This is a genomic window from Verrucomicrobia bacterium S94 (assembly GCA_004299845.1).
Taxonomy (GTDB): domain Bacteria; phylum Verrucomicrobiota; class Kiritimatiellia; order Kiritimatiellales; family Pontiellaceae; genus Pontiella.
On sequence record CP036201.1, the window covers coordinates 3,532,573 to 3,558,230 of the forward strand.

18 protein-coding genes are annotated in these 25,658 nt (G+C 53.0%); 10 read left to right on the forward strand and 8 right to left on the reverse strand.

The window, feature by feature from the left end; translation table 11 throughout:
• From EGM51_15640 to EGM51_15650, 3 genes are all read right to left on the reverse strand, one after another.
• Positions 1–1,122, reverse strand: a complete 1,122-nt coding sequence (locus EGM51_15640; GenBank protein QBG48762.1) for a glycosyltransferase family 1 protein — start codon at positions 1,120–1,122, stop codon at positions 1–3.
• A gap of 155 nt (positions 1,123–1,277) precedes the next feature.
• Positions 1,278–2,309: a galactose mutarotase gene (locus EGM51_15645; protein ID QBG48763.1), complete on the reverse strand. Its 1,032-nt coding sequence runs from the start codon at positions 2,307–2,309 to the stop codon at positions 1,278–1,280.
• A gap of 92 nt (positions 2,310–2,401) precedes the next feature.
• Positions 2,402–3,121 (reverse strand): response regulator transcription factor, encoded by a 720-nt coding sequence (locus EGM51_15650; GenBank protein QBG48764.1) that lies wholly within the window; start codon positions 3,119–3,121, stop codon positions 2,402–2,404.
• 168 nt (positions 3,122–3,289) lie between these two features.
• Between EGM51_15650 and EGM51_15655 the strand changes: the two genes are divergently transcribed.
• From EGM51_15655 to EGM51_15700, 10 genes are all read left to right on the forward strand, one after another.
• Positions 3,290–4,555 (forward strand): ankyrin repeat domain-containing protein, encoded by a 1,266-nt coding sequence (locus EGM51_15655; protein QBG48765.1) that lies wholly within the window; start codon positions 3,290–3,292, stop codon positions 4,553–4,555.
• Between the two features lie 75 nt (positions 4,556–4,630).
• Entirely contained in the window at positions 4,631–5,401 is a 771-nt protein-coding gene (locus tag EGM51_15660; GenBank protein ID QBG48766.1) for a hypothetical protein, read from the forward strand.
• 3 nt (positions 5,402–5,404) lie between these two features.
• Positions 5,405–5,839, forward strand: a complete 435-nt coding sequence (locus EGM51_15665) for an Hpt domain-containing protein (GenBank protein ID QBG48767.1) — start codon at positions 5,405–5,407, stop codon at positions 5,837–5,839.
• Between the two features lie 132 nt (positions 5,840–5,971).
• Positions 5,972–8,428 carry a PAS domain S-box protein gene (locus EGM51_15670; protein QBG48768.1) on the forward strand — a complete coding sequence of 819 codons (2,457 nt, stop codon included), beginning with the start codon at positions 5,972–5,974 and terminating at the stop codon, positions 8,426–8,428.
• Between the two features lie 19 nt (positions 8,429–8,447).
• Complete coding sequence (locus EGM51_15675) at positions 8,448–10,079, forward strand: PAS domain S-box protein (GenBank protein ID QBG48769.1); 1,632 nt, start codon at positions 8,448–8,450, stop codon at positions 10,077–10,079.
• A complete protein-coding gene (locus EGM51_15680; GenBank protein QBG48770.1) occupies positions 10,076–13,294 on the forward strand; it encodes a PAS domain S-box protein in 3,219 nt (1,072 codons plus the stop codon). Before EGM51_15675 ends, EGM51_15680 begins: the two co-directional genes overlap by 4 nt.
• Entirely contained in the window at positions 13,294–13,737 is a 444-nt protein-coding gene (locus EGM51_15685) for a response regulator (GenBank protein ID QBG49330.1), read from the forward strand. Before EGM51_15680 ends, EGM51_15685 begins: the two co-directional genes overlap by 1 nt.
• A gap of 26 nt (positions 13,738–13,763) precedes the next feature.
• Positions 13,764–14,693: a PAS domain S-box protein gene (locus EGM51_15690; protein ID QBG48771.1), complete on the forward strand. Its 930-nt coding sequence runs from the start codon at positions 13,764–13,766 to the stop codon at positions 14,691–14,693.
• Between the two features lie 24 nt (positions 14,694–14,717).
• The gene (locus EGM51_15695; protein QBG48772.1) at positions 14,718–18,755 is read left to right on the forward strand and encodes a PAS domain S-box protein; all 4,038 of its coding nucleotides are present in this window, start codon (positions 14,718–14,720) and stop codon (positions 18,753–18,755) included.
• Entirely contained in the window at positions 18,733–19,122 is a 390-nt protein-coding gene (locus EGM51_15700; GenBank protein QBG48773.1) for a response regulator, read from the forward strand. The genes EGM51_15695 and EGM51_15700 overlap by 23 nt, the downstream gene beginning before the upstream one ends.
• Positions 19,123–19,201: 79 nt before the next feature.
• On the opposite strand, the gene EGM51_15705 is transcribed toward EGM51_15700, so the two are convergent.
• The 5 genes from EGM51_15705 to mreC all read right to left on the reverse strand — a co-directional run bounded on the left by EGM51_15705 (position 19,202) and on the right by mreC (position 25,590).
• Entirely contained in the window at positions 19,202–20,788 is a 1,587-nt protein-coding gene (locus EGM51_15705) for an Rne/Rng family ribonuclease (GenBank protein ID QBG48774.1), read from the reverse strand.
• Between the two features lie 15 nt (positions 20,789–20,803).
• On the reverse strand, positions 20,804–21,985 hold the full coding sequence (gene rodA / locus EGM51_15710; GenBank protein ID QBG48775.1) for a rod shape-determining protein RodA: 1,182 nt from the start codon (positions 21,983–21,985) through the stop codon (positions 20,804–20,806).
• The gene (locus tag EGM51_15715) at positions 21,985–24,138 is read right to left on the reverse strand and encodes a hypothetical protein (protein QBG48776.1); all 2,154 of its coding nucleotides are present in this window, start codon (positions 24,136–24,138) and stop codon (positions 21,985–21,987) included. The genes rodA and EGM51_15715 overlap by 1 nt, the downstream gene beginning before the upstream one ends.
• Entirely contained in the window at positions 24,129–24,638 is a 510-nt protein-coding gene (gene mreD, locus EGM51_15720; GenBank protein ID QBG48777.1) for a rod shape-determining protein MreD, read from the reverse strand. The genes EGM51_15715 and mreD overlap by 10 nt, the downstream gene beginning before the upstream one ends.
• A 139-nt stretch (positions 24,639–24,777) precedes the next feature.
• Entirely contained in the window at positions 24,778–25,590 is an 813-nt protein-coding gene (gene mreC / locus EGM51_15725) for a rod shape-determining protein MreC (protein QBG48778.1), read from the reverse strand.
• Positions 25,591–25,658 lie beyond the last annotated feature (68 nt).

Sequence of the window (25,658 nt, forward strand, 5' to 3'; positions counted from 1 at the left end):
TCAGTAGACCGACCTGTAAATCTCCACAACCCGTTCCGCCGTCGTCCGCCAGTCAAAGGTTTTCGCATAGGCCATGCCTTCGGCCCGTTTCTGCTCTGTCCAGTCTTTGGAAAGTGTATTTTCCAGGGTATGGAAAATCGACTCCGGGCTCTCGGGGTCAAAGGTCGGGATGAGATCCCCGGCCAGTTCTTTCATGGAGGATGTGTTTGAACAGATCACCGGAGCTCCGCACGCAAGGGCTTCAATAATCGGCAGGCCGAAACCTTCAAACAGCGAAGGAAAAATCATCAGGTCGCAGGCGGAATAGAGCAGCGTCAGCGATTTAATCGGCACATAGCCCGCAAACAGAATATCGTCTTTCACCGGACTTTCCGCAGCCCGGTTTTTGATTGTGCCGGCGCCGGTCCAGTCGGCTCCCGCCAGAATCAGTTGGTGCGCACTGTCGTTTTCCAGTTTGAAGCGCTCGAAGGCTTCAATCAGCCGGATATGGTTTTTACCCGGATGCTCCAGGCGGGAAACATATATGAAAAACGGTTTTTCAAAACCGTGCAGCAGTTCGAGACGTTCGCGAGCCTCCTGTTTGTCAAGCGGCTGGAGAAAATCGAGGTTGATCCCGGGATAAATTACGGAGATTTTTTCGGCGGGATAGCGGACGTACCGTATGAGATCGTTTTTAGTGGATTCACTGACCGTAATCACGTGGTCGGCATTACGGATCATCGCCGGAATCAGTTTCCGGTTGAAGAGCATGCGTGCGGGATCGTATTTTCCGTCAATGGCAAAAGCCGCCAGGTCATGTACCGTGGCCACCACGCGGCTTTTTTTCAGCAGGGGAATGCGCCGGGCCGTCGGAATATGCACAACATCATATTTTCCAATGCGGGGAAGCGCGGTATTGTGCCAGATGATATTCAGCAGCGCCCGTTCCGTATACGAAGAAAAGATCCGCTTGGTGAAATGGGGGTTGGTAAGCGGTATCAGATCTTCATCTTTTCGCGACATCAGCAGTTCATACCGGTTTTCCGTATCCGACAACTGCAGAAAGCGGATCAGCTCGCGGATATAGGTTGAAATTCCGGATCTGCCTCCGGCCAGAACGAAAGTGGAAAATCCAATATTCATGATGCCGCAGTCTGGAGCTTCCAAAGGCTGGAAACAAGGCTGAATGTGCGGCTTAGGGCGGTCGCGGTAAGCGGGTGCTGCCCGGCATTCCGGAACATGGAAAAAGCCGGCGAAAGAACCGGCTTTTCATGCTGTAGCGTCAGAAAATTCATCTCTTATTCGAGACCGAATTTATAGATACTGGTCTGTTGGTAGACTTCTCCGGGAGCGAGTTCCGTGGAGGGGAATTCCGGATGATTCGGGCTGTCGGGCCAATGCTGGGCCTCCAGGCAGAAGCTTTCCTGAATATTATAAACGGCACCGCCTTTGCCGGGCACATTTTCGACATAGTTAGCGGCATAAAACTGCACGCCGGGTTCGGTGGTCCAGCATTCCATGCGCCGGCCGCTGCGCGGATCGGTGACCTCTGCCGCCAGGGTGAGTGCTCCGGCTTCAGACTGATTGATACAGTAATTGTGGTCGTAACCGCGGCCCTGTACTTCGGCAATTCTTTTCCCGATCGGAGTCGGTACGGTCAGATCCATTTCGGTTCCGGCCACAGGAAGGATTCTTCCGGTGGGCGTGGCGTTGTCGTCCACTTCGGTATAATGATCGGCATGGATTCGGATCATCTGATCATGAACTGAGCCGCTGTTGTGGCCGCCGAGGTTGAAATAGCTGTGGTTGGTGAGGTTCAGAACGGTTTTTTTGTCGGTGGAAGCCTCATAGTCGAGCCGGAGTTCTCCGGCTGCGCTCAGGCTGTAGGTCAGATGAACCGTCAGTGTTCCGGGATAACCTTCTTCACCGTCGGGACTGACGAGTGTCATTCTGACGGCATCGCCGACGATTTCCGCGTCCCAGACTTTTTTATCGAATCCAGCGAGGCCGCCGTGCAGTGCGTTCGGAGGATTATTGACGGTGAGGGCATATTCTTTGCCGTCCAGCGTGAAACTGCCCTGTGCAATACGGTTTGCATAGCGGCCGCAGCAGGCGCCGAAATAGGGGTTGATATCGCTCTGATATTCGCCCAGCGAATCGAAACCGCATACTACATCCGCCGGATTTCCGTCGCGGTCCGGACATTCAATGGAGAGAATGGTGGCCCCGTAGTTCATGATTCTGGCTTTAACGGAGCCGTGTTCAAGGGTGAATGCAGTGACTTCCTGCCCCTCGCGGGTTGTTCCGAAATGTGCTGTTGTGATTGTCATGTTTAGATTCCTTTTATACACGAAGAGCGCATAATCCTTAAAAAAGGAGCGGCTGAAAAGCCAAAATACGGGATAACGTGCCCGGAATCGTATTAAATGGGTTGAACCAGTTTCTGCAGATTTTTCACCGCACTGTTTTTGATCGGCAGCGGTTCGGCAATGCCCCTGAGCCAGAGCAGAGCTTTGCGTTCTCTGACCTCCAGCCGGTCAAGGCTGTCAATATTGATCAACTGCTGGCGGCTTATCCGGGCAAAAAGGTCGGGTGGCAATTGCTGCTCCCATGCGGTCATGGTTTTTTTCATGACAAACCGTTTTTCAAGGGAGCAGATGATGTGGGTGTAGTTTTCGTCACTCAGAATGGCGCGGATTTCTGAAACGCGGATAAAATAGCGGTATTTATTCCGGCAGATCACCACCAGATCATCTTTTTTCAAGGCCGGCAGTTTTTCGGTTTCGTCGGCCGGAGGAGCTTCCAGCCGGTCGAGGGCCAGTCGCAGCCGTTCGATGGAGATGGGTTTCTGGATATAGTCCAGTGCATTGACTTCGAAAGCGCTCAGGGCATATTTTTCGTGTCCGGTGATAAAGAGCAGTTTCGGAAGCTGATTAAAGCGGCTGATGATATCGAAGCAGGTGCCGTCGGCCAGTTCCACATCGAGAATAAGCAGGTCGGCCTCCGGATGGTCGCGGATCAGCTGTACGCCATCCTCGACATCAGCGGCTTCGCCGATCACTTCGATATTTCCGATCTCCTGGAGGAGCCCTTTGAGCTGAACCAGTGCGACCGCTTCGTCTTCTATCAGTAAACATTTCACAGTCTGAAGTGATAGCACGAACAGCGAGGTGGCTGAAACAGGTTAATTGCTTTTAGTTTATCCCCGCCGAACTGCCGTTCATCCACCAAAAAAAGCAGTTCATCATTCCGGCGTGGCTGAGGGGAGGGTTATTCCGTAGAAAACTACCTGTTATTAAAGGAGCTAAGTATGTGTCCGGAATTAATTAAAAAGCGAATTGTTTCAGGACTTATCGGCTGTGCAGCGGTGCTGACTGTTGCCGTTGCCGCATATTTTCATTTCAGTACCGGAGCGGATGCCGCCGAATTCAACAGTGGCTGGCGTGCAGGAGTGATCGTGGTTGGCGGGCTGTCGGCATTGCTGTTGGTCGGCCTGCTCGGAGCATATTTCTTTGCCTATCGCTGGCTGGGCATCAGCCGGACACATTGGCGCCGTGGCCGGGCGATGACCCTGCTGGATGGTGCAGCCGGTCATCAGCCGCGTGGCGAATCCTGGTTTTTTCTCAGTGTGAATGAATGCCTGTATCTCATCTCTGTTCTGGCGGTGGTGTCTGTAACAGCAGGATTCATTCATCATTTACACACCCCGTCGGCATTTGCCTGTGTCGAACATGGAACGGTGCAGGAGCTGAAGGATGTACTGGGCCGCTATCCGGAACAGTTGAACGGAAGAAACCGCCGGGGAGCAACACTGCTGATTCAGGCGATCCGTAGCGGGCGGCAGGATATGGTGGATTTTCTGCTGATTCGCAGGCCGGATGTAAATACCGCTGATCGTGACGGGAAAAGCGCTCTGATGTATGCCGTCGGAGAACCGGATCTGGTTGAGCGGTTACTGGAAGCCGGGGCTTCTCCGAATGCGGTGGATAACGCCGGAAATACGCCGCTGCTTTTGGCGGTACAGGAGAGGGCCGAGAGAAGCTGTGCGCTGCTGCTGTGTTATGGGGCTGATCCGGAATCCGCAGATTCCGCAGGCGATACGCCGCTGCATACAGCGGCCCGCTATAATCATCCGGCTGCAGCCCGGCTGCTGTTACAGGCCGGAAGTGATCCCGCCAGATTATCTCAGCAGGGCTGGTCTCCTCTTCATCTGGCGGTCCTATGCGGCTCAACCGAAGTCGTGGAATTTTTTCTGAAAGAAGGTGTCGATGTGAATCTGGTTAATGCGCGGAAACAGACTCCGCTTAACTGCGCGGTTCACAGTAACAATGCCGCTCTGGTTAAACTGCTGCTGGATCACGGAGCCGACATCGGGGCATTGGATCAGCGGAATAATACGGTGCTGCATGAAGCGCTGCTGGATGATCATCGCGAGCTGGTGGACCTGTTGATCCAGTACGGGGCGGATCCGGATGCGAGAAACAGCGCGGGGATCAGCCCGAGGCTGCTTTTGGAAGAGCAGTATAATGATGTTGTTGAAAACACGGTTACTCTGGTGGAGATGGAAAATGGCTAACCGCAGGTTGAATCTGAGACATCCGGCGGCGGCTGTTTTATTTGAAGGTATGTATTTTTATGAAAGGGGCAGAACATGAGAGTTAAATCATGGGTTACATCATTGCGGCAACTCGACGCACTCCAACAGGCCAAACTGGCCACCGTACTCATGGCGGTGGTTCCGCCTCTTGCATTTTTTTATATCGGTGCGGTGCGGTCGGGAACCGTTGGGCATGAACTGCCGTTTTACGCTGAGATTATTGCCGTTGTCTGTACGTTGATTATTGCGTTCAGCGGATATCGCATTCTGAGTAAGTTTCCGCGGAATATTCTAAAAATCCGATCGCATATTCGTTCGGCGGCTACCGGGGTTCTTCCAGAGAAGTTTATTCTGGAGCAGAGCACGCACAGCGACGATCTCCTGTATATTGAGAATAATCTCAATGCTATGCTCTATGAAATGAATCACCGTCTTTCCATTATTAAAGGGCAGCTGGCCGCTGAATCGAAATTGCGGGAGGAGCTGGAAAAGCAGAGAGAACGTGAGCTGAAAAACAGTTCCTGTCCTCCGGCCTTTCAGCGGATGTTCAGAGTCTGGCAGAAACTGTCGCGCCTGACGTGTTCGCTGAAAACACATCTGTTCCATCTCAGTGAAAATGCGGCTTCGCTGAATGAACTACGTAAAATCAATGTGATGGTTCAGGAAGTCAGAGAAATCAGTATTGTACTTGAGAATTTCAAGGAATTCAGCGAGCTTAAAAATGACAACCGAACAAAGGCCGAAGCGACGAAGCCGCAGACTGACCCGGTGCCGCAGAACGGGGCGCCGAGTTCAGTTGAGAAGCAGCAGTATCAGGCAGGATAATCGGTGAAGGCTCCGGTGGATGTGCACACTATGATGAATCAGCCGTTTAATGAAAACTCCAACAGTACCGGAAACCGGATGACTGATGATCCGCTGTCCCGGATTGAAGGTCTGGATTTTACCCGGGGGCTTTATCTGGCCGCAGGCAAACGGGAACTCTATGCGGCGATTCTTACGGCATTTCTGAAAAACAACGCTGATGTGGTCGAGCGGGTGCGTGAGGCATGTGCTGTCCATGATATGAAAACCGCAACCCGGCTGGTCCATTCGCTGAAAGGTGCCGCCGGAACGATCGGTGCGGTCCGTTTGCAGGAGACGTCGCTGGCTGCAGAACGGGCATTATCCGAGGGGGAAGCGCAGGCCGCTGAAACGGAAATCCGGGAAATTGAACGACAGATGATGCCTCTGCTTTCCCAGCTGCGTGAAGCGTTGCTCTGACTGTACTCGAAACTTGGCCGTGCAGTCGAACGCGTTGTCGGAACAGCGCAGAAATCACTTTGTATGAATCTATGGTGAAAAAAATTGATTTATTAAATTCTTTTCGGTACAATATAAAAATCAGAGAGGATAATGATGCCGTCAGGCAGAAGCATAATGCAATTACCGTTGATACACGGACGTTCGGTCGATTCGATCCTTTCCGGTATGGCGACGAGTGAACGGGAAAAGCGTGAAAATTTTCGATTCCTCTGTCCGTCCACCCGCCTTTTCCCGGCACTCCTGCTTTCGGGGTTATGCGTTTGTTATCCCCTCGGGGCAAAAGCGTACAGCATTCAGAAACACACGATTAGTCAGGCGGGTTATCACGAAGCAAATAAATTTCTGGATGAATGGTTTTCTGTTCCGTTGTATCTTCAGATCAGTGCGGCGGAACCGTTTGAATCCCATGCGGAGACTACGTTCGGCGAATATATTTCGGGACACCGGTTATGGCTGCCGCTCCTGTCCGCAATTATACTGCTGCTTTCAACGTCAATCCTGATTGTATTTTACCTGAATCGACGGCTGCGGATCAACAGAGCTCGTCTTGATCTTGCGCTGTCGGCCGGCGGCATCGGGGTGTGGGACCTTGATCTGGAAAAAGACCGATTGATCTGGGATGACCGGATGTTTGAGATTTTCGGTGTGGATCGCAAGGATTTTGATGAAACCTATTCATCCGGGTTGAAATATCTCCATCCTGCCGACCTTGAAAAGTCTTCCAGGGAATTTATTGATCGTTGTAATTCCAATGAATCATTTAAAACTTCATACCGTATCAAGCGTCCGGACGGGCAGGTTCGTCATATTGCGGTATATGGTAAGGTGGTCGAATCGGCCCGGGGAAAAGCGCAGCGTGTGATCGGTTGCAATCAGGACATTACGGACCGGTTGCGGAATGAACAGGCACTGGACAGTTTTTTCGAGCAGTCGACCAATCTGCATCTGATTGCCGGTTTGGACGGTACGATTCAGCGGATGAATACCGGCTGGGAAGCTGTGCTGGGTCAAACGACGGAAGAACTGGAAGGAAGTAGATTTTTCGATCTGGTGCATCCTGATGATCTGGATGCAACCGTGCACGAAATGATACGGTTGTCGGCCGGAGAAAGCGTGGATCGTTTTGAAAACCGTTACCGGCATAGTAACGGGGAGTACCGGACCATAGAGTGGGCTTCGGTGGCTACGGCAGAAGACGGTCTGGTTTTTGCCGCCGCGAAGGATATCACCGATCGTAAAAGAGCGGAACAGCTGGCGCAGGCCGCTCTGGATGCGCTGTCGGCAAATATCGCGATTCTGGACCACGAAGGACGATTTCTTGCAGTAAACCGTATGTGGAAAAGTTTTGCGGAGAAAAACGGTTCCGCGCCGGAAAGCTATGCGGTTGGATCCTCTTATCTTTCATTCTGTAAGGCTGCCGTCGGCGATGATGCTGAAGAGGCGAACCGTTTTGCTGATGGGCTCCAGTCTGTGCTGTCCGGGGAAACGTCATCCTTTTCAATGGAGTATTCGTTTGTGCTGGAGGAGGAGCTGGTCTGGTTTGTGGTTAATGTTACGGCTTTTCCGGAAGAGGATGATTCGCGGATCGTTGTGGCTCATACGGATATCACCGCCCGTAAACGCGCGGAATTTGCAGAGAAAGAGAGTCAGGAACGGTACCGGGCATTGTATGAAAATGCGCCGATCTGTTATCAGTCGCTCCGGGAAGACGGCACGATTCTGGATGTCAACCCGGCCTGGCTGCGGCATCTTGGATATGAACATGAGGAAGTGGTTGAAAAATGGTTCGGGGATTTTCTGCATCCGGATTCCCTTCCGGATTTTAAGGCGAATTTTTCAAAATTCAAAGGGTGCGGTCATATCGACGGAATCGATTATCTGGTCCTTCATAAAGCAGGAAATGTCTGCCGCATCCGGATCGAAGGCTGTATCGGGTATCATCCGGACGGCCGTTTCAAACAGACCTATTGTGTGTTTCAGGATATTACCGAACAGTATGAGGCGATCGAGGCGCTGCGGCGCAGTGAGCAGGAGTTCAGAATGCTGGCGGAAACGTTGCCGCTGGGGATCTATTTTTCGAGAACGGAGGATCAGGTTTGTGATTATCTGAATCCGGCGTTTACCGAGATTACGGGGTATACCATGGCGGAGGTACCTGCCGTTGATAAGGTTTTTCAGAAGATTTATCCCGATGCTGAGTATCGGGATTCGGTCAGAGATGAATGGCGCCGGCGTGTTGCTGCATCGGACGAATCGGGGCAGGGGGTTGAACCGTTGGAAACGGAGGTGACCCGGAAAGACGGCAGCAGCCGAACTGTGGAGTGGGGACAGGTTAGAGTCGGGGGAAAAGAATATATTTTCGGCCGAGATCTGACGGAACAGAAAAAAGCCCGATCCGCGATGGAGGAATACACCCGTTCGCTGGAGCGGTTCAACCGGGCGAGCACCGGCCGGGAGCTGCGGATGGTGGAGCTGAAGGAAGAAATCAATTCGCTGCGTAGAAAACTGGGGCAGGATGAGATCTATACGATTTGTAAAAGAAAATAAAAGTTAAGCGAAGGTATTGATGGGTAAAGGGAGTTCAATTCATCCGTCTCCGAAAAGTAGAGGGGACCGGTTTTTAATGGCCTGGTTTATCAGCCTGTATTATCTGCTGTTCGGGGTGGTATGGATTTCCTGTTCGGACATGATTGCGGCGACGGTTGCTACCTCCGAAGAGCAACTGAAAACCTTTTCTCTTATCAAAGGCTGGCTTTTTATCGGGATTACAGCGGTGCTGTTATGGATTCTGCTTAAAAAAGAAACCGGCAAAATCAGCGTTCAACAGAAACAGATAGAGGAAACTGCCGTACATCTGAAAACCGCCCAGTCTATTGCGCATCTCGGCAGCTGGGAACTTTCCGGAGAGGAGAACCGTCTGATCTGGTCCGAGAGTGTGTATGATCTGTTCGGCCTTCCTTTCGAGGAAGAGCCTACTGTGGAATCGTCTATGGAAGTGGTTCATCCGGATGACCGCGATTCGGTTATCCAGTCTTTTCAGGCGTCGCTGAAATCCTGCAGTCCCCATGATGTGGTGCATCGGATTATTCGGCCGGATACCGGTGAAACCAGATATATGCACGAATACTGCGAACATGTACTTCGGCCCGACGGCACGATATTGAAAACGATAGGTACAGTTCGGGATGTGACCGATCAGGAGGTTCAGAAACAGCTGCTGGAAGAGCGTGAGTTGAAATATCGTTCGCTGGTTGAGGATACTCCGGTAATGCTCTGCAATTTTTCGCCGGATGGAACCATCCTTTTTGTAAACCGGGCCTACGGCGCGTATTTCGGAACAGATGCCCAGGCGTTGATCGGCTCCTCGTTCATAGATATTCTTCCGGAGGAGCACCGGGAGCAGTTGAGGGATAGAATCCAGTCGCTGACACCGGCGGATCCATTGCTGGTGAATGAGCATCCTGTACAGTGCCCGTCCGGGGAAGTTGCCTGGCACCGCTGGACCCATCGGGCTCTGTTTGATGATTCCGGAATACTGCAGTCCTGTCAGTCGTTCGGTGAGGATATTACCGGGCAGAGAAATAATCTGATGGAGCTCAACCTGAACCGGAAACTGCTGAACGATGTGGTCAGCGCGGTTCCCGGCCTGATGTGGCTTAAGGATGAAAACGGGATCTATCTGTTCTGTAATCCAAGGTTTGAAGAACTGTACGGTCAGGAGAAAGAACAGATTGTGGGTCGGACCGATTATGATTTTGTTGATAAGGAGACGGCTGACCTGTTCCGCCACTATGATCAGAAAGTAGTAGAGACGGGGAGTGTATCGGTGAACGAAGAACTGCTGACGTTTGCCTCGGACGGTCATCAGGAGCTGCTGGAAACGATCAAGACGCCGATGTATGATGACGATGGTCGGCTCATTGGAATTTTAGGCATGAGTCGGGATATCACTGACCGCAAGCGGGTGGAGGAGCAGATCGCTAATCATCAGAAGGAACTGGAAGAAGAGGTTCTGGAACGTACGAAAGAACTCCGCACGATCGTTAATGCTATGGCCGGCCGGGAAAACCGTATGGCGGAGCTGAAAGCCATTAATAAAACGCTGTGCAGTCAGCTCGAAGCTGCCGGAATTGTTCCGGACGTTACAGATCCGCTGCAGCAGTTTCGTGCCGATAATCCGGATGAAGGGCAGATATGAAATTTTTTCTGAGCACATACGGATTTCAACGTTTTTTTGATGGGCTGCACATACCGCATGTTCGGGGATTCCGCATGTACGGGATGCTTCATCTAGTGGTACAGGTGCTGATGCTGCACCTTTTTGTTCCGCATACAGTAGTCGCGGAGGAACCGGTTCCGGATACATACCGTATTTTATTTGTGAGTCATAAAACGGAGCTTCCTCCCTGGAACCTCGCTATGTTTTCGGAGTGTCGTTCCGAATTTGAACGGCTCTCCGGTCGTCCCGTCAGTATGATCATCAAAAGTATGGACCGCAAGGGGCCGGAAACGCCGGCTGCTGCGGGGAATCAGTTGTATCTGAGTGACCGGGTGGAGGGGGTCGATTTCATGGTCTATCGCAATCCGCTCAGCAGTCCGCCTCTGCACCTTGCCGCTGAAGAAGGGGTTCCGCTGATTGTGCCGGCCTGCGATACCGCGAGCCTTACTGAGCCCGGAAAACTTCCGGCGAATGTTTACCTTAAAACGGTTACGCTTTCCCCCGCCCGTACCGCCGGGCTGGTTAAACGGCTCTGTCCTGACGTTGGCAAACTGATTGTGATCGGCGGAGATCATGAAACGGATCGCTTTCTGATGCGACGGGCCCGGGAGGAACTCGGGGAGAACTACGGCGGTCTTGCCGTTGAGTATTGGGAGGGTCTCAGGCCGGCAGATCTGAAAAAACGGGCGGCGGCTCTTTCCCGCGATACCGCTATTCTTTTTCTTAAAATGACCCTTGATCCGAATGGGGCCATCCATATCTCCAGCGATATTGTGCGCGATTTGCTGGCGTATACTCCGGTTCCGGTGTTCGGTATTTCCGACACCTTTGTTGAAGAAGGTATTCTGGGGGGTTATGTGGCCTCGTCCCGGATGGAAGGGCGTCGGGCAGCGCAGATGCTCGCCCTGCTGGCAGACGGGAACAGTGTGCCGCCGATTGAACATGTGGAGGACTATGGCGAATATCAGTTCAATTGGCATCAGCTTAAGCGCTGGGGGATTCGGGAAAGTCAGCTGCCCGTCGGTTCCAGAATTCTGTACCGTCCGGACAGCCTTTTTGAACGCCATCCCTGGTTGCTGCAGGCGATCTGGAGCAGTTTTATCGGGCTGGTTCTGATTCTGTGCGTCACTCTGCTGTTCCTGCTCAGCCGCCGGAAGACGCTCAGGGTGCTTCGGGAAAATGAGGAATGGCTTCGGCTCAGCACGGGAACGGCCGGAGTGGTGGCCTGGGAATATGATTGGGTCAACGATCGAATGGCCTGTTCGCAGCATCATGAACTGCTCTATGGACTGAAGCCGCAGTCACCCTGGACGAAAGTCGATTTTCTAAATGCCATTCATCCGGATGACCGTGAATTTGTCGACGGAGCCATTGCTCAATCCATCGCGCCCGGAAGCTCCGGGGAGTTTCGTTTTGATTGCCGTACGCTCTGGCCGGACGGGAGTGTGCACTGGCTTTTGATGACCGGTGAGGCTACAGCGCGGAATGCAGAGGGCGGTGCAGTCCTGATGCGCGGCTGTATGATGGATATCACTGAACGCAAAATGATGGAAATGGCTTTGCGGGCCAGTAAGGAAAAAGAACGGCTGATGGCAAAACTGGTGATGGATTCCAATCAGCCGGTTGCGATCGGTTTTGCCGACGGCCGTCTGGGAAGGTTTAATCCTGCATTCTGCGAATTGACCGGGTATACTGAAGAGGAGTTGAAACACATCGACTGGGCGACTGAGCTGACACCGCCGGAATGGCTGGAGGCCGAGCGCCGGGCATTGGCCGTACTCGTACGTACCGGTGAGCCGGTTCGTTACGAAAAAGAGTACATCCGGAAGGATGGTTCTCGCGTATCGGTTTCGTTGTTTACTCATCTGAGTCGCTCCGTCGACGGAATACCCGATTATTTTTATGCTTTTATCTCCGATATCACTGAACTGAAACGGGTACGGGAAGAGGTACTGAAAGAAAAAAACCGGCTCCAGTTCGCTTTGGAAGTCAGTCATATGGGGGCATGGGATCTGAATTTGTCTGATTTAAGTTCTCATCGGACGAAAACACACGATGAGGTGTTCGGGTATAAAACTCCGGTGCCTGAATGGACGTATGAAATGTTTCTGGAACATGTCCTTCCGGAAGAACGGGAAGAGGTGAACCGGAAGTTTCAGACCGCGATTACGACCGGTGAGGACTGGAGTTTCGAGTGCCGGATTCGCCGGGCAGACGGGAAAGTACGCTGGATCTGGGCGGTTGGTCGTCCGGCTGGTGGAAATCAAGGGCTGATGGGGGGAGTGGTTCAGGACATAACAGAACGGAAACAGACTGAACTGGCCTTGAAGGAGTCGCATGACCTCCTCGAAGTACGGGTTGAAGAGAGAACGGCAGAACTGAAAGAGCGCCGGGATGAAGCGGAGCAGTTGAACCGGGCCATGATCAACCTGCTGCAGGATCTGAAGCAGACCAACCGGGGACTGAAAGCGGCGGAAGAGTCGTTGCGCACGACGAATAAAGAGCTGGAGGCTTTCTCCTATTCGGTATCACATGACCTGCGTGCACCGTTGCGTCATATTGCCGGTTTTGTGGAGCTGTTGCTTAAAAGAGAAAAGGGGCGTTTGGATGAGCGATCGGAGCATTACCTCTTGACGATTGACCAATCGGTTAAACGGATGGGGCAACTGATCGATGACCTGCTGGCCCTGTCCCGGATGAGCCGGTCGGATATGCATTTTTGCGATGTCGATATGAATGAGGTGGTTAGAAATGCCTTAAAAGAACTTGCTCATATGAAAAAAGAACGAAGTATAGTGTGGAATATCGTGCCGATGCCTTCGGTGACGGCCGATCCGCGGCTTTTGCTGCAGGTGTGGATCAATCTGATTGGGAATGCCTTGAAATTTACAGCCCGGAAGAAGGAAGCGGTCATTGAGATCGGGATCCTGGATAAAGAAGAAGTGAAAGAGGAGAATCAGGCGGTATTTTATATCCGCGATAACGGCGCCGGATTTGAGCCGGAATATGCCCATAAGCTGTTCGGCGTGTTCCAACGGCTGCACCGGGAGGATGAATTTGAGGGGACCGGCATTGGACTGGCTACGGTGAGAAGGATTATCCATCGCCATGGCGGTAAGGTCTGGGCTGAAGGGGCGGTTGACCGGGGGGCCGCATTTTATTTTACCCTGGGGAAAAACAAAGGGGAAAAATGATGGAAATGAAAAAAATATTGCTGGTAGAGGATGATATTCGGGATGTCGAACTGGCGATCTCTTCGCTGGATGAGCATAACCTTTCCAATGAAGTGGCGGTTGCGCGCGATGGGGCGGAGGCGCTGGACTATCTGTATCGGCGGGGTGCCTTTTCGGATCGTCCGCCGGGAAACCCGGTTGTGGTTTTTCTTGATCTTAAAATGCCGAAGGTGGATGGGCATGAGGTATTGCAGCAGATCAAAAATGATCCTGAGCTCTGTACGATACCGGTTGTGATTCTGACCTCTTCGCGTGAAGAGCAGGATCTGGCACAAAGCTATGAGGCGCATGCAAATGCCTATGTGGTCAAACCGGTGCTCTTTGAGGCGTTTACCAAAGCGGTGCAGGATCTGGGATTATTCTGGGTGCTGACCAATGAGCCTCCGCCTCAGGTCCGGAAATAAGACTGTGATTGCCAAAGGAGGAAACCATGAACAAGCCGATTGATTTACGATTGCTCATTGTTGAAGACGATCCGAATGATGCCGAACTTGAAATTGCAGAGTTGGAGGCGAATGGATTTCATTGTCAGTGGGATCGGGTGGAAACCCGAGAGGCTTATCTGGAGGGGCTTACCCGTACCGATTATGATCTGATTCTTTCTGATTATACACTGCCTGCGTTTGATGGTCTGACTGCCCTCGGTCTGCTGTCACAGCAGAAACAGGAGATCCCGTTCATTCTGGTTTCGGGAACCGTCGGGGAAGAGTTTGCTATTAACAGTCTTAAAGCCGGCGCAACCGATTATGTACTCAAGGAGCGGATTTCCCGCCTGGCTCCCGTTGTACACCGTGCTTTGGAGGAGCACCGGGAACGTCAGGAACGAAAGCAGGCGCAGCAACAGCTGCTGTCCGTGAATGCCCGTTTCCGGGCCATTGTGGAAACTGCGAATGATGCGATCATTACAACCGACAGCATGGGGATTGTTCAGGATTGGAATCCGGCAGCCAAACAGGTATTCGGTTATTCCGCAAAGGAAATGGAAGGTCGGACGGTGACCTGTATTCTTCCGGAGCGCTATCGCAATGACCGGTACCATAATCTGCGCGAACTGATTTCGGACTGTGAGCAGGAGAGAGTTGGAAATACGATGGAACTGACCGGGATCCGGAAGGACGGTACGGAATTTCCCATGGACCTCTCTCTGGCTTCGTGGACCGATTCCGAGGAGATTTATTATACGGCGATCATTCGGGATATTACCGAGCGGAAACAGGTGGAGGAATCGCTGCGGCAGCATAATCTGGAACTGGAGCAGTTCAATAAAATGGCTACCGGTCGGGAACTGCGGATGATCGAACTGAAGCAGGAAATTAACGCGCTGTGCCGTGAACTCGGTCGGGAAGCGCCCTACGCCTGATCGGGAAAAGGGAAACGGGATTTCATGGTCGATGTTTTACAGAAAACCGGATCGGCACTCGCGTGCCGATGGATGCGTTCAGCTTTAATCACGGAGCTGCCGGAATTCAGCCGGCTCGAAGAGCTGGCGAGTCACATGTGTGAACACCTCTATGCGCTGACGGGTACAACGGCAGTTGCCTTTTATCTTCATTCGAACAATGACTCCGACTGTCGGCCGGTTTCGGTATATCCGCCGCAGAGCAGCTCGCAGGTTGAGCTGGACCGCCTGTCGGGTCTGTGTCCGGTGTGCCGCCCGGCTCCGCTTCCCTTTCTGGTGAAAGATCTGGCGCCGGAGGACCCCCTGTATGATCCGCTGAAGAAGGGAGGAATTGAAAATCTGCTGCGCGTTCCTGTTCACAGTGCACATATGCTTGCCGGACAGTTTGTGCTGTTCAATGTACAGGATAAAAACTGTGCCGTCGCATTTGAAGCTGCACTGAATCAGCTGGAACCGACTATCGGTCTTGCATTGCAGTATTGCGCGGCACGCCGGGAAATCAAGCAGCAGAAAAGTATGCTCGAAGAGCTGGTTGAGTTGCGTACGGCGGAGCTTCAGCGTGTGAATGCTGAGCTGGCCGATTCGCGTCTCGCGGCATTGAATATGATGGAGGATGCCATTTTATCGGGCGAAAAAATGGCGTATCAGAATAATCTGTTCAATTCCTTCATGGACTCGTTGCCTTCACTGGTTTTATTCAAAGATACAGAGGGCCGGTTGCTCACGGTGAATAAGGCATTTGCTGAGTGGAAAAAGGAAGATCCGGAAAACCTGCTCGGAAAAACCGTATATGATTTTCTTCCGCAGGATGAGGCGGAACAGATTGAAAAAGATGATCGTTATGTCATGGAAACCGGTGAAACTCTCCAGAAGGAGCAGTTTATCGGTCGGCGCTGGTGGATGGTTATCAAGGTTCCGCGTTACAATGAAGCCGGAGCTGTGGTCGGTAGTTACGAAGTGATCTGGGATATTACCGATCGTAAAGAGGCGGAAAAACAGCTGGAGCTGAGTCGTTTTGCCATGGATCACTCCAGTCTGGCTATTTTTCTGGCGGATGAAAACGGGCGGTTTCACTATACCAACAAACGGGCAACCGAACTGCTGGGCTATTCACCGGAGGAATTTCTGAATATGTCCGTTGCGGATATTGAGAGGGAGAACGTCTCGTCTTCCGGGGGGTGGGAGGCAATCTGGAATTCGGTGAAACAGAAAAGCCGGTCGAATTTTGAAGCATTGCACCGGGCTAAAAACGGTACTGTAATTCCTGTGGAAGTCGCGGCCAACTATCTGACCTGGGGAGATCGGGAATATGTGATCGGCTTTACCGCAGACATCACTGAACGCAAAGCCGCCAGGGAGCAGCTTGAGGCCAGCGAGGCTCAGTTCCGCAGTTATATCGAACATGCTCCGCACGGTATTTTTATCAGCGATGAAACCGGAAACTATCTTGATGTCAACGGCGCGGCGGCGACCATGACCGGTTATCCTGTTGAGGAATTGCGGCAGATGCATCTGCTGGATTTTTATGAAGATGTAAAGGTGCGGACAAAGGCGGAAAAGAGCTTTCGGTCCGTGCTGGAAGGTGAAAATGTGCAGGTGGAACTGCCGTTCCGGACCAAAAGCGGGGATGAACGATGGTGGTCGATTTCAACAGCACCGTTACCGAACCATCGTTTTATCGGATTTGCCGAGGATATTACCTCGCGGGTTCGAATAACTGCAGCGCTGAAAGCATCGCGGGAGCAGTATTCCACATTGCTCTCAAACCTGCCCGGTATGGCCTATCTGTGCAGTGATGATGAGAGCTGGACCATGCGGTTTATCAGTAGCGGGTGCCTGGATATTACAGGATATGCGCCGCAGGCTATTATCGGAAACCGGCTGGTATCTTTTGCGGATCTGATGCATCCCGAAGATCGTGAACGGGTGAACGAGGCTGTGAAAACGAGCCTGCGGATTCAGGCGCATTTCGAACAGGAATACCGGATTCATACGCGTACCGGCGAGGAAAAATGGGTTTGGGAACGGGGTATCGGGCGGAAGGATTCCGAAGGAAATACGGTTATTGAAGGATTCATTTCAGATATCACCGAACGAAAAAAAGCCGAAGAGCAGCTGCGTAAAGTCAGCGAAGAACAGAACATGATTCTCAGCAACAGTACGCTGGGTATTGCGTTGGTGCGGAACCGGATGTTTGAGTGGGTGAATCCCCGGATGTCCGAAATTCTGGGGATTCCTATTGAGGAAATTCAGGACCACTCCACCCGGCTGCTGTATATGTCGGATGAGGATTACAGCAGAAAGTCTGCAGAAGCATATGAGACGTTGTCCAGAAATAAACTTTATGACCGGACGGTGCAGTTTAAACACGCTAAGGGTCATAGTTTCTGGGGACGCCTGACCGGAAAGGCGCTGAACCCTGAAAATCCTGATGACGGATCGATCTGGATGCTCGAAGACATTACCGTTCGCCGGGAAAGCGAAGAGGAGCTGCTGCGTCTTTCGACTGCCCTGGAGCAGACTCCCGATTCTATTGTGATTACCGATATTGACGGTACCATACAGTATGTTAACCCGGCTTTTGAAATAAGTACCGGGTATACACGTAATGAGGTGATAGGCACGAATCCGAGGCTGCTGAAGAGCGGGGAGCATCGGGACAGAATTTATGAAACGCTGTGGAAAACGGTTGCCGGCGGAAGGATCTGGGAGGGTCGGCTGATCAACCGGAGAAAAGACGGGTCGCTCATTACCGAAGAAGTCTCTATTGCACCGGTTAAGGATGATACCGGCCAAATCATTAATTATGTAGCCATCCAACGGGATATTACGGCAGACCTGGCGCGCGAAGAGGAATTGCGGCAGAGCCAGAAAATGGAGGCCATCGGTCTGCTGGCCGGCGGGGTGGCTCACGACTTTAACAACATTCTTCAGGCCATTCAGGGATTCTGCGAACTGTTGCTCTACGATCTCGCACCGGAATCGCAGCAGTATCAGAATGCACTGGAAATCAAACAGTCTGCAGCAAAAGCGGTTGGTCTGACCAGACAGCTTCTGGCGTTCGGCCGTAAGCAGCCGCTGGATGCCCGTCTGCTGGATGTGCAGACGGTGCTGCAGGAAAACGAGGCCCTGCTGCATATCCTGCTGGGAGAACACTATGCGTTGCAGATGGATTGCAAACCCGCACTTCCCCGGATACGCATGGATGCCGGACAGTTGACTCAGATCATCATGAATCTGGCGGTTAATGCGCGCGATGCCATGCCGGAAGGCGGACTTTTTTCTGTTTCAGCGGAACAGATTGTTCTGGAGCAGCAGGAAACAGGGATGCCCGGAAGCCGGCCGGGGTCATTCATCCGGTTGTCATTTTCCGATACCGGCAGTGGGATTGAACCCCGGATTCTTTCGCGTCTGTTCGAGCCGTTTTTCACGACGAAGGATGTAGGTAAAGGCACCGGCCTCGGTCTTTCTGTGGTTTACGGAATTATGCAGCAGAATAACGGATGGGTGAATGTAAGCAGTGAAAAGGGGAGCGGAACCACTTTCTCGCTCTATTTTCCCGTGGCGGAAACACATGGAGGTGATGATCCGGACCGGGCCGGATCGCAGGAAAGCGATTTCCTTCGGATTCTGGTGGTGGAGGACGACCCCCAGCTTCAGCCCCTGTTTAAGGAGGTTCTTGAAGCCGCAGAGTTTTCAGTATACATAGCCGGCTCGATCAAGGAGGCCATGCGTTGGCTCCAGCGTCTGGAAAACAGAATCGATCTTTTATTGACCGATATGCAGCTTTCGGATGGGTACGGTATCGATCTGGCAGACCGGTTGCGAAAAGATTACCCGCATCTTCCGGTGCTGCTCTGCAGCGGCTATCCGGAGCAGGAGCAACGCTGGGAGAATCTTGAACAAAGCAGTTACGTTTTTTTGCATAAACCTTTCACTGCAGTCGGGTTGATGAATTCGATCCAGAAGGCGGTGATTAAAATTGAACAGGAGAACAGGGATGGCGACCATTATCGTTATTGATGACGACAAAACTATTCAGACGGTTTTTGAACAGTTTTTAGTCCGTAAAGGCCATGAGGTCATGTTGGCGGATGACGGCCGAAAAGGGATGAAGATGATCGAAGAGGGGGCTCCGGATCTGGTCATCACGGATATTATGATGCCGGAGATGGATGGACTGGAAATTCTGCTGAAGATCCGGGGAGCCGACCGGAACCTTCCGATTATTGCCATATCAGGCGGTATGCGGGATCTTCCGATCAATTTTCTGCGGCAGGCCAAGCTGTTTGGAGCGCAGGAAGTCTTTGAAAAACCGGTTCCGCTGGACGTACTGGGGGAAGCTGTAGACCGGGCGCTGACGGCTGAAGTGGATACTGTGGCAGAATAGGCGTTTTCTCCGCCCGTCACACGGAAAAGGCCGGATTCATCCGGCCTTTTCACAGGGTGTGCGGGACCAGCAGGGCCGATCAGTTTTCCGCACTGCTGAAAAGCACTTTACCGTTATCATCGTTTGTAATGGTGAATTCCTCGATGTGGAAATGGGCGTCTGAAACAAACGTCAGGTGACCGTGGAATTCCTGTTCCATATCAATCAGTGCCTGTTCATCCTCTTTACGAAGCCGGTCCAGCACCTGCGGATTCACTGTCACACGCATGGAATGCGTACCGTTCCGGTCTTTACGCATGCACTCGCTCACCCGACGCTGAATTTCCACACTCATCGAGAGCGGGGATTTCACACGGCCGCGGCCCCGGCAGTAATGGCAGTCCACATAGCCCGAGGTGAAAATCGATTCCTCCACCCGCTGGCGGGTCATTTCCAGCAGACCAAGCTGAGAAATCTGCAGCACATTGGTCCGTGCCCGGTCCTTTTTCAGCGCCTCTTTCAGTGCCCGGTAAACCGCGTTCTGATCCTTCTTCGATTTCATATCGATGAAGTCGACAATCACCAGTCCGCCGACATTCCGCAGCCGCAGCTGACGGGCGACCTCTTCGGCCGATTCGAGGTTGACCTGGAGAATGGATTCATCCTGTGATTTGCTGCCTTTATGACGGCCGGTATTCACATCGATCGCCACCAGAGCTTCGGTTTCATCGAAGATCAGGTAGGCCCCGGACTTCATCCAGACCTTTCGGCGGTAGGCGGATTCAATCTGTTTCTCCACATCAAAATAATCGAAGATGGGTTCTTCTCCGCCATACATCTGCACCCAGTTCCGCGAGCGGCGCGAAAACTTGGCAATGATCTGGCGGGTCTTTTCAAACAGCTCGCGGTTGTCGATGTAGATGCGGTCGATATCTTCGGTCAGGTAATCCCGGACTACGCGCTCCGCCAGTTTCGGTTCGGAATAGAGTTCGCACGGAGCCGGCTTGTTTTTGATGCCGTCTTCGATATCGTTCCAGATTTCGAACAGCGTGCGGGCATCACGTGCGAAGCTGACTTTGCGCGTGCCGGAACCGGCGGTGCGCACAATCAGGCCGATATTATCCGGAACCGGCAGGCGGCTCAGGATTTTTTTCAGGCGGTTGCGTTCCTTTACATCATCGATTTTACGGGAAATCCCTTTCAGGTGGGTGCCCGGCATCATCACCAGATAACGTCCCGGAATACTCAGGTTGGCGGTAACACGCGGCCCTTTGGTGCCGATGGCATCCTTGGTGACCTGCACAATAATTTCCGAACCGATCGGGAAGATTTTCTGCATCTCACCGGGTTTGTATTTTTTCCGCCGGCGCGTCGAGCTTTTGGCCCGGACTCCCTCTTCGCGCTCAAGCCGGGCGGCATCTTCCGGAATCATATCCCAGTAGTGAATAAAGGCGTTTTTCTTCAGGCCGATATCCACAAAAGCCGCCTGCAGACCGTCTTCCAGATTCTGGATTTTGCCTTTAAAAATACTGCCGACGATACGGTTGTCTTCCTGTCGTTCAATGTGGAAATTATCCAGTTTTCCATCTTCAAGCACCGCCACCCGGGTTTCGAGTTTTTCGATGTTGATGATGATCTCCTTTTTTTCCCGCTTATTGCCTCCAAAGGCTTTCAGTTTTTTAAGCATGGTTGTTCTCCTATTCTAATTTCTTATTCTCCGCCGTTGGTACACACTTTGCACCAGGCCGAGTGCGATAAGGGTGCTCACCATGAAAGACCCGCCATAGCTCATCAGCGGCAGCGGCAGTCCGGTGATCGGCAGAACACCAATCGTCATCGCAATGTTTACAAACACATGGCAGAACAGCATGACGCCGATTCCCAGCGCCATGAGTCGCCCAAACTCATCACGGGATCGTAACGATACCCGCATACAACGTCCTAACAGCACGGCATAGAGCGTCAGAATAAACGCACTGCCAATAAATCCGGTCTCTTCCGAGATGACACAGAAAATAAAATCCGACTGCGCAACCGCCGAGGGCAGGAACCCGAGAATATTCTGGGTACCGTGCAAATAGCCCTTTCCGTGCAGTCCGCCCGATCCCACCGCAATCTGCGACTGCAGTTTATTCCAGCCGGCGTCGGCGATGTCGTGGCCGTCGCGCACAAAAACGCGGATGCGGTCTTTCTGATAATCCTGCAGAATCGGCATACGCGGCAGGATTTCGGTTTTGTCGGGGACATAGCCGTTATCGAGCTGCTCCTGCGTGGGCCGCTCATATTTAATCCATAGGCAGGCCGTCGCCCCGGCCAGCACAACCACTGCGAGGCCGATCAGCAGCAGCTTCCGTTTAACCCCTGCATAAAGCATGATGGCCAGTGTGATCGGTGCAAGGGTCAGCGAGGTGCTCAGATCCGGCTCAATGGCAATCAGTACAAACGGCAGCCCCGCAATCGCTGCACAGACAAAAAACGTTTTCCATTCATCCACATCACGATCCGGAGCGGAAAGGTAGGCTCCGAGTTTAATCGCCACCGCAATTTTTCCCAGTTCCGAAGGTTGCAGCGTGAAACCGGGCAGCGGAATCCACCGTTGCGCACCGTTGTTCGGCGGAAAGAGGAAAACCGCCAGCAGCAGGATAATCGCCCCCGCATAAATCCACCACGAGAGTGTGGAAATCACTTTATAATCAAACCAGACCAGCGCCGCATACACGCCCATACCGAGCAGGGCAAACAGCAGCTGCTTTTCCCAGGTGTCACCATAGAGATCCGCCGATTTAAACCGTGCACTGAACACAAAAGCCACGCTCATGGTGATCAGCAGGAAGATGGTGCTCAGCATAGTCCAGTCCAGACGTCTGGCTTCAATGCCGTTCATCAGCTCTCCTCCTTTCCGAGCGTTCCATCGTACTCAAATATTTTTGTATACAGATCATGCAGACGCGGGCCGATGGAGCGGCCGCCGGAAACGCCGTCTTCAACCAGCATGGCGACGGCATATTTCGGAAAATGGTAGGGAGCATAGGAAATCATCCAGGTGTGCACACTGCTGACCACTTCGCCGTCGACCAGCTTTTTATACTGCGCCGACCCGGTCTTGCCCGCAATCAGAACCCCGTCAACCGCCGCCGCTTTGGCGGAGCCTTCAGGATGGTTGACCACATCGTGCATGCCGCCGCGCACCACTTCGAGGGCTTCAATCGGAACGTCGAGCTGCCGGTAGGCCCAGGTGGGATTGGTGTTATAGGGGTCATCCGGGCTGTTGCGCCACTTTTTGACCAGGCGCGGACGGTAGACCCGGCCGCCGTTGGCGATGGTGGCGGCTACCATGGCCATCTGCAGCGGGCTTGCCAGAATGGCTCCCTGGCCGATTGACATATTGCATGCATCAACCGTATTGATCGCATGGTCCGGCAGGTTGCCGTATTTGACATTCTTCTGTTCCGGCGGGTCATCCAGGTTCGGGAAGAGACCGGCATACTGGCCGATGCCGAATTCGTGCGCCATCTCGCGAATGGGTTCATACCCCACGTCCTGTACCATTTCAAACATATACACATTGCACGAAACCATCAGGGCCTGGCGTGCATTGATCACGCCGTGTTCGCCATAGCGCGAATGGATCCAGCATTTCATACGGCGTTTACCCACATAGTAGGGATTATGACAGTCGTGATAGACTTCGGCATAATCCGGATTTTCCCGCAGCGCACCGAGTACAGCAATCGGTTTAAAGGTCGAACCCGGCGGATACTGGCCGAATACCGCCCGGTGGAACGTCCGCGAAAAAGGATCCTTATTCAGAGCCATCCGGTATTTTGCCGAAGCCATATAGGCATTGGGATCGAATGAAGGCGCGCTGACCATGGCCAGCACATCGCCGTTATTGGGATCAAGCACCACGCACGCGCCCTTCACCGGAAGATGCGGATCCTCACCGTCCTGTTTGGTCAGCAGGGCCTCCATGGCAAACTGCTGGATATTCTGATCGATGGTCAGCTGCAGGTCACCGCCGGCCTTCGGGCGCCGGGTCTGAAGGTCGGAGTGGTGGTATCCGGAGGCATCAATACGCACGAGTTTATACCCCGGTTCTCCTTCCAGCAGATCATTATACGTGCCTTCGAGCCCTTTGCGGCCCTCAATGCCGCGCATATCATAGTGGATCTTTTCGCCGGTATCCTCCGCTTCGTTGATGGCATCCGCCGCCAGGGTGAATCCGATGAGATGGGCATTGGTTTCCCCGAAGGGATAGGTACGCGCCGGCTGATAATAGATATCCGTTCCGGGCAGCATTGAGCAGGTGTCGGCCCATTTGGCGATGGTGGCATCGTTCAGGTGCTGCCAGGCCAGCAGCGGCAGCGGTTTCTGCAGGATGATGTGGTCCACGATCTGCTGATAACGCACCTTGCGCGGAATGCCGATACGTTCCGAAATTTCATACACCAGCTCCAGCGTATTGGCTGCCGTCGACGTCGGCGTTTTAATCAACTCCTTTGTATTAAAGACAATCCGGTCCGTGCTCAGCGGATCATGTTTTTTCAGGCCGGGGATTTTCCGCTCATCATTCCAGCGTCCGAAAACGCCCTGCCAGACGCCCAGCGTTTTATCATCCAGTTTATTCCACACCACCAGCGGTTCATTCGGCGTCAGCGCAAAATGGCGTTTGATATCGCGGTAGCTGATGTCCGGTTTCACGCCGATCGACTGCCAGATGCGGTGCATCAGTTCAAGGGTGTTGGCAACAGCCGAACGCGGTGCGCGCATTTCTTCGGTATAGATCGCAATGCAATAGTTCGGAACGCTGTCGGCCAGCACCTCGCCGTTGGTATCGAAAATCTTGCCGCGTACTGCCGGAAGCCGGACGCGCCGAACCGACTGGTCATGGAAAACCTCATCAAATCCGCTTTTGCCGCGCACCTGCAGATTCCAGAGTCTGGTACCCAGAAAGAACAGAGACGCCATCATGATACCGAACACCGCCCAGATCACCACCGGGCTCGACTCCTGTTTCTGTTTCACTTTTATTGCCATCCGTAATCCCTCCGTTGGGGCAGCAGGGCTTCAAGCCGGATAATGGCATGGGAAACAGGCGGCAGGGTAACCATGCCGAGCAGAAAAGCGCCGATCAACCGGTGCAGGGTCTGCCCGAAATGGAACGGACGCTGGCCGGAGGCCGTAAAAATAAGCAGCGCGACAACGGTACAGAAAACCCCGATCACCGCACCGAGAAAAAGCTGCGTAAACAGGCCGTCCACAAAGATTTCATTACGGATGCGGTTTGCAAGTATTCCAATAGCAGGAAAGGCCAGCAGTGCCGGGCCGAACGATCCCGGTTCCAGACCGTCCTGCATAATGGCCGCGGCAAAAACCGCCAGCCACATATCGCGGTTGTCCCGCCGCAGCGCATAATGCAGCACCAGCGCCGCAAGAATCGGGGGTTTCATTCCGCCGAAAAGCGGCCACGAAGGCAGCACCATCTGCAGCAGCGCGCCAAACAGAATAATGAACAGCATCAGCACCCGGCGTTTCATCGCTTACCTCCGGAGAGGTGGGGGATTTCCGATTGCTGATTGCCGGTTTTTGATGGGGTTCCAATGCATACACCTGCGTGGTCCCGTGCAATCGGCAATCGGCAGTCAGTCATCAGAAACCGAAGGTCACAGAGGAACATCATTTTTCCTCCTGTCCGGTTTCGGAAACGACAAAAACGTAGTCCAGCAGGCCGACAGTTGCGCGCGGGACGATTTCCGCATATTGAAAAAGGCCGGAATCATCCGTGTAGATTTTCTCAATATAGCCGATATGCACGCCCTTCGGAAACCGGCCGTCGCCACTGGACAGGCCTGATGTCACCACTTCATCGCCGATTCGGATTTCGGCATCTTTATTGATAAATTCCATGCGGGCCTGCGGTTCGCCGCGCAGATTACTGCCCGTTCCGCGAACGAGCCCGAACACGTTTGCACGTGCCAGTTTGGCGGAAACCCGGCAGGCAGGGTCGGAAACCAGCAGAACATCGCTGGTCAGCGGGGTGACTTCGGTGGTCCGGCCGACCAGCCCGTCGGGGCTGATCACCGCACGGTTTTCCCGAATGCCGTTTTTATAGCCCTTGCCCAGCCGGACCGTATTCCACCATCCGGAAATATTGCGGCTTACCACATCGCAGGGAATCATCCGGTGGGGGCTGGCCTGGTGAAATTCGAGGGCTCGGCGCAGGCGCAGATTATCCGCCTCGATATCACGGAGCCGGTTGAGTTCGGCCTGTACGCGCACAAGTTCATGCGACAGTTCGCGGTTTTTTTCCACCGCGCCGCCTATGCCCCGTATCGCTGCAGCTGTTTCTGTCAGGCGCTGCCAGATTCTGGAAGCCCCTTTTTCAGCCGGTGCCATAGCACCGCGTACCGCCCCTTTACCCTTAAGGGTCAATGAAGGAAGCGGAACAAACACCACAATCAGCACAAAGCCGATTGCTGCGGCATACATCAATTTTCTGTTCCTCAACACGTTCCGTCCCTACCGGGAGGACGAGCGCATCAGCCGATGCAGGGAAC

Bases quoted from the DNA above. Each gene is read 5' to 3' on its own strand.
- EGM51_15640 (QBG48762.1), bottom strand. From the start codon at position 1,122: ATGAATATTGGATTTTCCACTTTCGTTCTGGCCGGAGGCAGATCCGGA.
- EGM51_15645 (QBG48763.1), bottom strand. From the start codon at position 2,309: ATGACAATCACAACAGCACATTTCGGAACAACCCGCGAGGGGCAGGAA.
- EGM51_15655 (QBG48765.1), top strand. From the start codon at position 3,290: ATGTGTCCGGAATTAATTAAAAAGCGAATTGTTTCAGGACTTATCGGC.
- EGM51_15660 (QBG48766.1), top strand. From the start codon at position 4,631: ATGAGAGTTAAATCATGGGTTACATCATTGCGGCAACTCGACGCACTC.
- EGM51_15670 (QBG48768.1), top strand. From the start codon at position 5,972: ATGATGCCGTCAGGCAGAAGCATAATGCAATTACCGTTGATACACGGA.
- EGM51_15675 (QBG48769.1), top strand. From the start codon at position 8,448: ATGGGTAAAGGGAGTTCAATTCATCCGTCTCCGAAAAGTAGAGGGGAC.
- EGM51_15680 (QBG48770.1), top strand. From the start codon at position 10,076: ATGAAATTTTTTCTGAGCACATACGGATTTCAACGTTTTTTTGATGGG.
- EGM51_15685 (QBG49330.1), top strand. From the start codon at position 13,294: ATGGAAATGAAAAAAATATTGCTGGTAGAGGATGATATTCGGGATGTC.
- EGM51_15690 (QBG48771.1), top strand. From the start codon at position 13,764: ATGAACAAGCCGATTGATTTACGATTGCTCATTGTTGAAGACGATCCG.
- EGM51_15695 (QBG48772.1), top strand. From the start codon at position 14,718: ATGGTCGATGTTTTACAGAAAACCGGATCGGCACTCGCGTGCCGATGG.
- EGM51_15700 (QBG48773.1), top strand. From the start codon at position 18,733: ATGGCGACCATTATCGTTATTGATGACGACAAAACTATTCAGACGGTT.
- EGM51_15705 (QBG48774.1), bottom strand. From the start codon at position 20,788: ATGCTTAAAAAACTGAAAGCCTTTGGAGGCAATAAGCGGGAAAAAAAG.
- rodA (QBG48775.1), bottom strand. From the start codon at position 21,985: ATGAACGGCATTGAAGCCAGACGTCTGGACTGGACTATGCTGAGCACC.
- EGM51_15715 (QBG48776.1), bottom strand. From the start codon at position 24,138: ATGGCAATAAAAGTGAAACAGAAACAGGAGTCGAGCCCGGTGGTGATC.
- mreD (QBG48777.1), bottom strand. From the start codon at position 24,638: ATGAAACGCCGGGTGCTGATGCTGTTCATTATTCTGTTTGGCGCGCTG.
- mreC (QBG48778.1), bottom strand. From the start codon at position 25,590: ATGTATGCCGCAGCAATCGGCTTTGTGCTGATTGTGGTGTTTGTTCCG.